This is a genomic window from Streptomyces sp. FH025, from assembly GCF_017427025.1.
Classification (GTDB): Bacteria; Actinomycetota; Actinomycetes; order Streptomycetales; family Streptomycetaceae; genus Kitasatospora.
Genome location: NZ_JAFLNG010000448.1, coordinates 1 through 6441 on the forward strand (window position 1 = coordinate 1; position 6441 = coordinate 6441).

The 6441-nt window shown below is 78.0% G+C and carries 4 protein-coding genes; all 4 read right to left on the reverse strand.

Features of this window, described 5'->3' with window-relative positions:
• Nucleotides 1-53: 53 nt before the first annotated feature.
• Complete coding sequence (locus J0670_RS26390; RefSeq protein ID WP_307806700.1) at nucleotides 54-1709, reverse strand: ABC transporter ATP-binding protein; 1656 nt, start codon at nucleotides 1707-1709, stop codon at nucleotides 54-56.
• 184 nt (nucleotides 1710-1893) lie between these two features.
• Entirely contained in the window at nucleotides 1894-2037 is a 144-nt protein-coding gene (locus J0670_RS26395; protein WP_207814171.1) for a VenA family class IV lanthipeptide, read from the reverse strand.
• Between the two features lie 170 nt (nucleotides 2038-2207).
• Complete coding sequence (locus tag J0670_RS40355) at nucleotides 2208-4193, reverse strand: S9 family peptidase (protein ID WP_207814172.1); 1986 nt, start codon at nucleotides 4191-4193, stop codon at nucleotides 2208-2210.
• Nucleotides 4194-4195: 2 nt separating this feature from the next.
• A partial coding sequence (gene lanL, locus J0670_RS26405; protein WP_207814173.1) for a class IV lanthionine synthetase LanL occupies nucleotides 4196-6441 on the reverse strand: 2246 nt, incomplete at its 5' end.

The window sequence follows — 6441 nt, forward strand, 5'->3', positions numbered from 1 at the left end:
TGATGGGCGTGGATCGCATGGGAAGTCGGCTGCGTCGACTTTCTGTGTCGGTGTCAGGCCGTGGTGGCCCGGAGCGTGGTGTCGGAGAGCGCGGCCCGGTAGTCGGGGTGGGCCAGCAGGACGGTGTGCGGCGCCACGGCGCGCAGGCGGCCGGCGTCGAGCCAGGCGACGAGGTCGGCGCGGGCGGCGACGGCGGCGCGGTGGGCGACCACCAGGCGGGTACGGCCGTGGGTGGCGCGGTCGAGGGCCTCGGTGACCTGGTACTCGGTGGCGAGGTCCAGGCCCGAGGTGGCGTCGTCGAGGACGACGACGCGGGTGGGACGGGCCAACAGCCGGGCCAGGCCCAGGCGTTGCAGCTCGCCGCCGGAGAGGCGGAGCTCGTCCAGCGGGGTGTCCCACCCCCGGGGCAGCCGCTGGAGGAAGCCGTCCGCCCGGGCGGACGCCGCCTCCGCCGGGCCCGCGCCGGCCAGCGCCTCGCGGACCGTGCGGCCGACCAGCGCGGGCCGGGCGAAGGCGTGGCCGACCGCGTGCCGCAGCTCGGACGGGGCGAGCGCGCTCACCGGGACGCCGTCGATCAGCACGGTGCCCTCGTCGGGATCGCGCAGTCGCCCGGGCAGCGCGGCCAGCAGCGACTTGCCGGAGCCGGACCGCCCGACCAGCGCGACCGTACGGCCGCCGGGAACGGTGAGGTCCAGCGGGCCGAGCAGCACCCGCTCGCCGTCGCGCACCACCACGCCCCGCAACTCGACCTCCCCGCGCCCGCCCGCCGGCAGCACCGCCGTACCGGAGGGCGCGGGTGCGAGCGCCAGCAGTTCGTCCACCCGGGCCCGCCCGGCACGCGCGTGCGCGACCCCGACCAGCGACTCGACCTGCTCGAACAGCCCGGCGCCGAGCGCCGCCCAGCCCGCCGCCGCGGCGAGCGCGCCGGGGGCGAGGGCGCCGTCCGCGAGCAGCGCCCCGGCGGTGGTCAGCACCGCGACCTCGACCAGCGCGATCAGCAGGGTCGCCTGCCAGGCGGTGCGCCGCTGCGCCGCCCAGAGCGCGTGCCCGGCCGCGGAGAGCTCCGGCAGCGGCGCCAGCACCCGGGCGGCCTCGCGCTGCCCGGCGCGCGCCGCGTGGATGCTGAGCAGTCCGGCGAGGGCGCCGGTGAGCCGGGCGGCGAGCTCGCCCTGGACCTCCTGGTAGCGGGCGAACACCGGCCCGGTGTGGCGCAGGAAGAGCCGGATCAGCAGCACGCCGGGCACCACGCCGGCGAAGAAGGCGAGCGCCAGCCACGGCGACAGCAGCGCGAGCCCGAGGATCGCGCCCACGGAGGTGAGCAGCGCGGTGGCGGCGCCGAGTACGGCGGGCCGCCGGCCGCCCGCGTCGCCCGCCGAGCCCAGCAGCCGGGCGGCGAGGTCACCGGGCGGCGGTCCGCCGTGCAGTCGGCCGCCCGGGCCGAGGGCGAGCAGGTGGCGGACGAGGCGTCCGCGCAGGTCGGCGGTGGCCTCGGCGGAGCAGGCCGGCCCGGCGGCCGCGGCGACGGCGCCGGCGGCGGCCGCCGCGCTCAGGACGAGGGCGAGCGGCAGGACCGCGCCGGGCCCGGACCGGTGGCCGAGGACGGCGTCGACGGCTCCGGCCAGTACGGCGGGCAGCGCGAGGGTGGCGGCGGCGTCGACCGGCAGGGCGATGCCGAGCGCGAGGGTCCAGCCGGTGGGTCGGCGGGGCACGTCTGGTCTCCCGGGCGATCTGAGGAAGGAAGGGGAAGGAAGGGGAAAGAAGACGGGTGCCGCCCCCGCCTGTCCGGACAGACGGGGACGGCACCCACGGGCTACGGCCTGATCGGCTGCCGACCGGGTCGACGGCCGATCAAGCGGCTGATCGGACGGCCGAGCAGACGGCCGAGCCGATGCCTCAGCTGATGGTGAAGATCAGGCAGGTCAGGATGAGACAGGTGTACTGGCAGCCGCTGCCGTGGCCGGTCAGCTCCACGGACTCGGTCTCCGGCAGGTTCTGCAGCGCCGCGAGATCGGTCTCGAAGTCCACCATGTTCTCCATGATCGGTTCCTCCCCTTGAGGTTGCTCGAGGTCACGCCCGCCGCGATCTGCCTGCGGGCGCCGGGTGTTGCTCCCCCGGGCGGCCTCCATCCGCCGCGCCGGGGGGTGATGCCCCGGGCCGTCGTGGGCCCGGGAGTCTGTGAGAGCCGGGAGCCTGTGAGGGCCGCGCCTCAGCCCGGCCGGCCGGTCCGCAGGAACCCGGCCAGCAGTTCGTGCAGGACGGCCGCGCCCTCCTCGGCGAGCACCTCGTGCCCGGAGCCGGCCGCCTCGACGTACCGGAAGTCCGCGCCCTCGACCCGGCCGATCCGCAGCAACTCGTGCCGCAGTGACCGGGATTGGCCGACCGGCACGGCCTCGTCCCGGCTGCCGTGCACGATCAGCAGCGGCGCGCTCAGCCGGTGGGCCAGTTGCAGCACGTCGCGCGGGCCGCGGGCGTCCGCGATCGGCTCGCCGCCGCCCAGCCGGGTCGTCAACGCCCGTACGGGGGGCGCGGCTTCGGCCAGCAGCCGGGCACCGGACAGGAACGGCGCGACCACCGCGCAGCGGGCGACCTGCTCGGCGGGCGCGTGCGCGGCCGCCAGCAGCGCCAGGAACGCGCCGTAGCTGACCCCGAACAGCGCGGGCGGCTCCAGGCCGAGCGCCGCGCGCTGGCCCGCGATGGCCTCCAGCAGGTACAGCACGTCGTCCAGGTCGGGCCCGCCCCAGGCGCCCCGGATGGCCAGCGCGTGCGCCACCCCGTAGCCGGTGGAGCCGCGCTGGTTGGGTGCGACCACCGCCAGGCCCTCGGCGGCCATCCGTTGCAGGGCCGGGTCGAACTCCAGCCGCCAGGCGTCCGCCGGGCCGCCGTGCAGGGCGAGCACCAGGTGCGGGCTGCTGAGCCAGGCGTCCCCGCCGTACACCAGGGCCTCCAACGGGCCCGCCGGACCGGCGAGTTCGAGGCTCTGCGCGGGCTGCCAGCGGCCGCCGTCGCCGGGCCTGGTGCTGCCGTCCAGCCGCCAGCCGTCCGGCTCGGTGCGGGGGGTGACCGGCCGGCCGGCCTGCCAGGGCGGCACGGTGTCCCGCCACGGACCGGGCAACCCCGAGCCCAGCGGGGCGAGTTGGAGCGGCAGCGGGATCGGGACGGTGGTGGCCGGGAGCGGTCCGTGCGCCAGCAGCGCGTCCACGTCCAGGGTGGCCAGCGCCGTCGGGTGGTCGGGCGAGGAATAGGGGATCCGCAGCCCCGCCTCGCCCCAGTGCCCGACCGCGCCGAGCCGACCGGGCGGCACCGGCAGCCGGTCCAGCCGCCCGACGGCGGGCCGCCACAGGGCGAGCGCCGACCCGGCGCCGTGGTCGATCTGCATCGCCACCCGGGGCCCGTCCGCCGCCCGTCGCAGCGCGACCGGCCGCAGGAACATGCCCGAGACGTGCAGGCACTCCGGGAAGCGCAGCGGCTCGCCGCCGCCGAGGAAGCCCCAGCCGAGCCGGTCGGTGCCCGGCGCATCGCTGCGCACCATCGCGAAGCGGGTGTCCGGGTCGAACAGCACCAGCCGGTCGTTGCTGTGCTCGCCGATCTCCAGCAGCGGAGTGGTGGTGCCGCTGCGCAGGTCCAGCGCCACGCTCCGGACCAGGCCCGCGTTCACCCGGTCCAGCGCCAGCAGCGCGCCCGCGCGGTCCAGCCAGGTCCCGCCGCCGTGCAGGCCGGGGATCTCGGCGATCCGCTCGGGCTCGCTGCCGTCCGTCCGGATCAGCCACGCGGTGGTCGCCGGGCGGGTGTCGGTGCCGAGCGCGAGCGCCACCGGGGTGCGCGGCCCCGCGCCGGGCGGCACCGGGAGCGGCAGCAGCCGCAGCCCGGGCAGTCGCAGCGAGGCCAACTGCTGTTCCACGGCGGCGTTTCCGTCGTACGAGAGGTGGGCGAGGTCGTGCCGGTCGCCGTCGTGCCGGCAGACCAGCACCGAGCCGTCGGCCAGCGAGACCAGCTGGGAGCGCAGGCTCTCCGAGCGGTTGCCGGAGAGCGGCAGCGGGATCGGCGTGGCGGGGGTGCCGTCCGTCGGGAGTCGCCAACTCTCCACGTACCAGCCGCTGTCGGCGGCCGCGGCGAGGCAGGCCGCGTGGCCGCCGTCGGCGGCGAAGGTGAAGCTCAGCCGGCGCAGTGCCCGGGTGGTGGTGCGGGTGGCCACGTTCACCTTTCGCTCACCCCGGCCGTGTGGTGGGGGAGTCGGCCGGTGCCGGGCGGCACCGGGTCGAGCCAGAGCCGGGGGCCGCCGTGGCGCAGGCGCAGCAGGAACGCCAGCGGGCCCGCGGTGCCGGTGCCGTAGGCGGCGGCGCAGCCCGTACCGGTCTCGTCGGGGAGCACCAGCAGCCCGTCGCGCAGGGCCGCCCGGGTGGCGATCAGATTCCCCAACTCCTCGGCTCCGGTGCGGAATTCTGGCTCGTTGAGGGCCTCGGCGAGGTCCAGCAGGTACTCGCCGTCGCCGGCCAGGCCGTGGCAGGCGCTCACCCCGGCGTGCCAGCGCCCGGCCAGCACCGCCCGCCCGGCGGCGCGGGCGAGGTCGAGGGCGGTGGCGTCGCCGGTGGCCCGCCAGAGCCGCAGCAGGAAGGCGCCCGCGCCGGAGGAGCCGTTGCACCAGTGCGCGAGCCGGATGTGCTCGGGATCGCCCGCGCTCTGCGGCCACCAGGCGCTCCGCCGGTCGGTGCCGTTCCACCGCACGGTCGCGCCGAGCGTCAGCGCGGCGTCGGCGGCGCCGTCCAGCAGGGCCCGGTCGCCGGTCGCCTGGGCGGCGGCCAGCAGGAAGGCGCCGACGCCGGCCACGCCGTGCGCGAAGCCGAGGTGGGTGATTCCGGCGAGCGCCGAGTCGAAGTCCGCGGGCACCGGCCAGGTCGCCCCGTACGGCTCCCGCCGTGCGGCGGCGAGCAGGGCGCGGGCGCCGTGGGCCGCACGGCCGAGGAATCCGCCGTCGAGGTTCGCTGAGGTGAAGTCATCGGCGGCGAAGCGGAGTTGGGTGAATCCGGCGCCGGCCGCGCCGTGGCACACGTCGGGGTTGGGCCATTCGACCGCGATCCGGCGGGCGAGCGCGGCGGCCCGCTCGGCCGCCTCGGCGTCGCCCAGCACCCGGGCGGCGTCGAGCAGCGCCCAGGCCGTTCCCGACCGACCGAAGTGCAGCCCGGGCAGCACCACCGGCTCGGCGGCGACGCGCCGCTCGATCCAGTCGGCGGCGGTGCGCGCGGTGTGCGCGGCCCGCACCCGTACGTCCTCGGGCAGGCCGTCGGCCGCGACCGCCCGCGCCAGCACGGCGAGCACACCGGCGGCGCCGTGCTGCACGTTGCACGGGTCGGTCCGCTCCCCGGCGGGCACGACGGGCCACAGCCGGTCGGGCCGCTCGGGTGTCGCGGTGGCGGCGAGGTGTCGCAGGCCGTCGTGCAGCAGCCGGTCCAGCGGAGGGCCGGCCAGGTCGTCGATGCGGCCGGCGGCGTGCCACAGGGGGGTGACGACGGCGCGATCGGGCTCCCGTGCGCCGCCCAGCTCCGCCCGTACCCGCGCCACGCCCCACCGCAGCGCCGGGTCCTCCGCCCGCAGCCCCAGGATCGCCGGGGCCAGCCGCCGCGCCGTCGCACCCGTCCGGGCCGCGAGGGCGAGCCAGCGGCCGAGGCGCTCGGCGACCGGGCGGGCCTGCGGCAGGTCCTCCGGCAGCAGCGGGTCGTGCCCGGTCGCGAGCAGGAAGAGCAGCCCGCCGAGCGCGTACAGGTCGGCCGCCGGGTCGGCCACGCTGGAGCCCGCGAGGGCGAGCCGCCCCTGTTCCGGGGCCCGGTAGCCGGGCGTGCCGGCCGATCCGGCCCGGTGGCCGCTCTCGGCGGCGAGTTCGAGGTCGACCAGCCGCAGGCCGCCGTCCGGGCGGACCATCACATTGCCGGGGGAGAGGTCGCGCAGCACCAGCCCCTGGCCGTGCACCCGCTCGACCAGGTCGAGCAGCCCGTGCACCACCGGCTCGGCCTCGGCCCAGTCCACGTCCGGGCTGCCGTCGCGCCGCAGCCGGGCCGCGACCCAGGCGCCCAGCGGCTGTCCGGTGATTCGTTCCTGCACCAGGAAGACGGAGTCCTCCTGCTCGATCAGCTCGACGGCGCGCGGCGCCAGCCCCTGCCCGTCCAGCCGGGCCAGCAGCTCGGCCTCGTGCCGCAGTGCGTCGCGGGCGTCCGTCCCGGCGCGGTCGACCTCGATGTGGGCGCGCGCCTGCTTGACCACGACCTCCGCGCCGCTGGCCGCCTCCCGCCCGAGGAACACGCCCCCCTTCGCGCCGTGCCGTATGGCGGCGGTCACCGCGTACCGGCCGGCCAGCAGCACCCCGCTCGGGCGCTTGCCCGCAACCCCGTTCGGGCGTTTGCCCGGAACCGAACCGGGGGCGGAGCTGGGCAACGACGGGGAGTACCGGT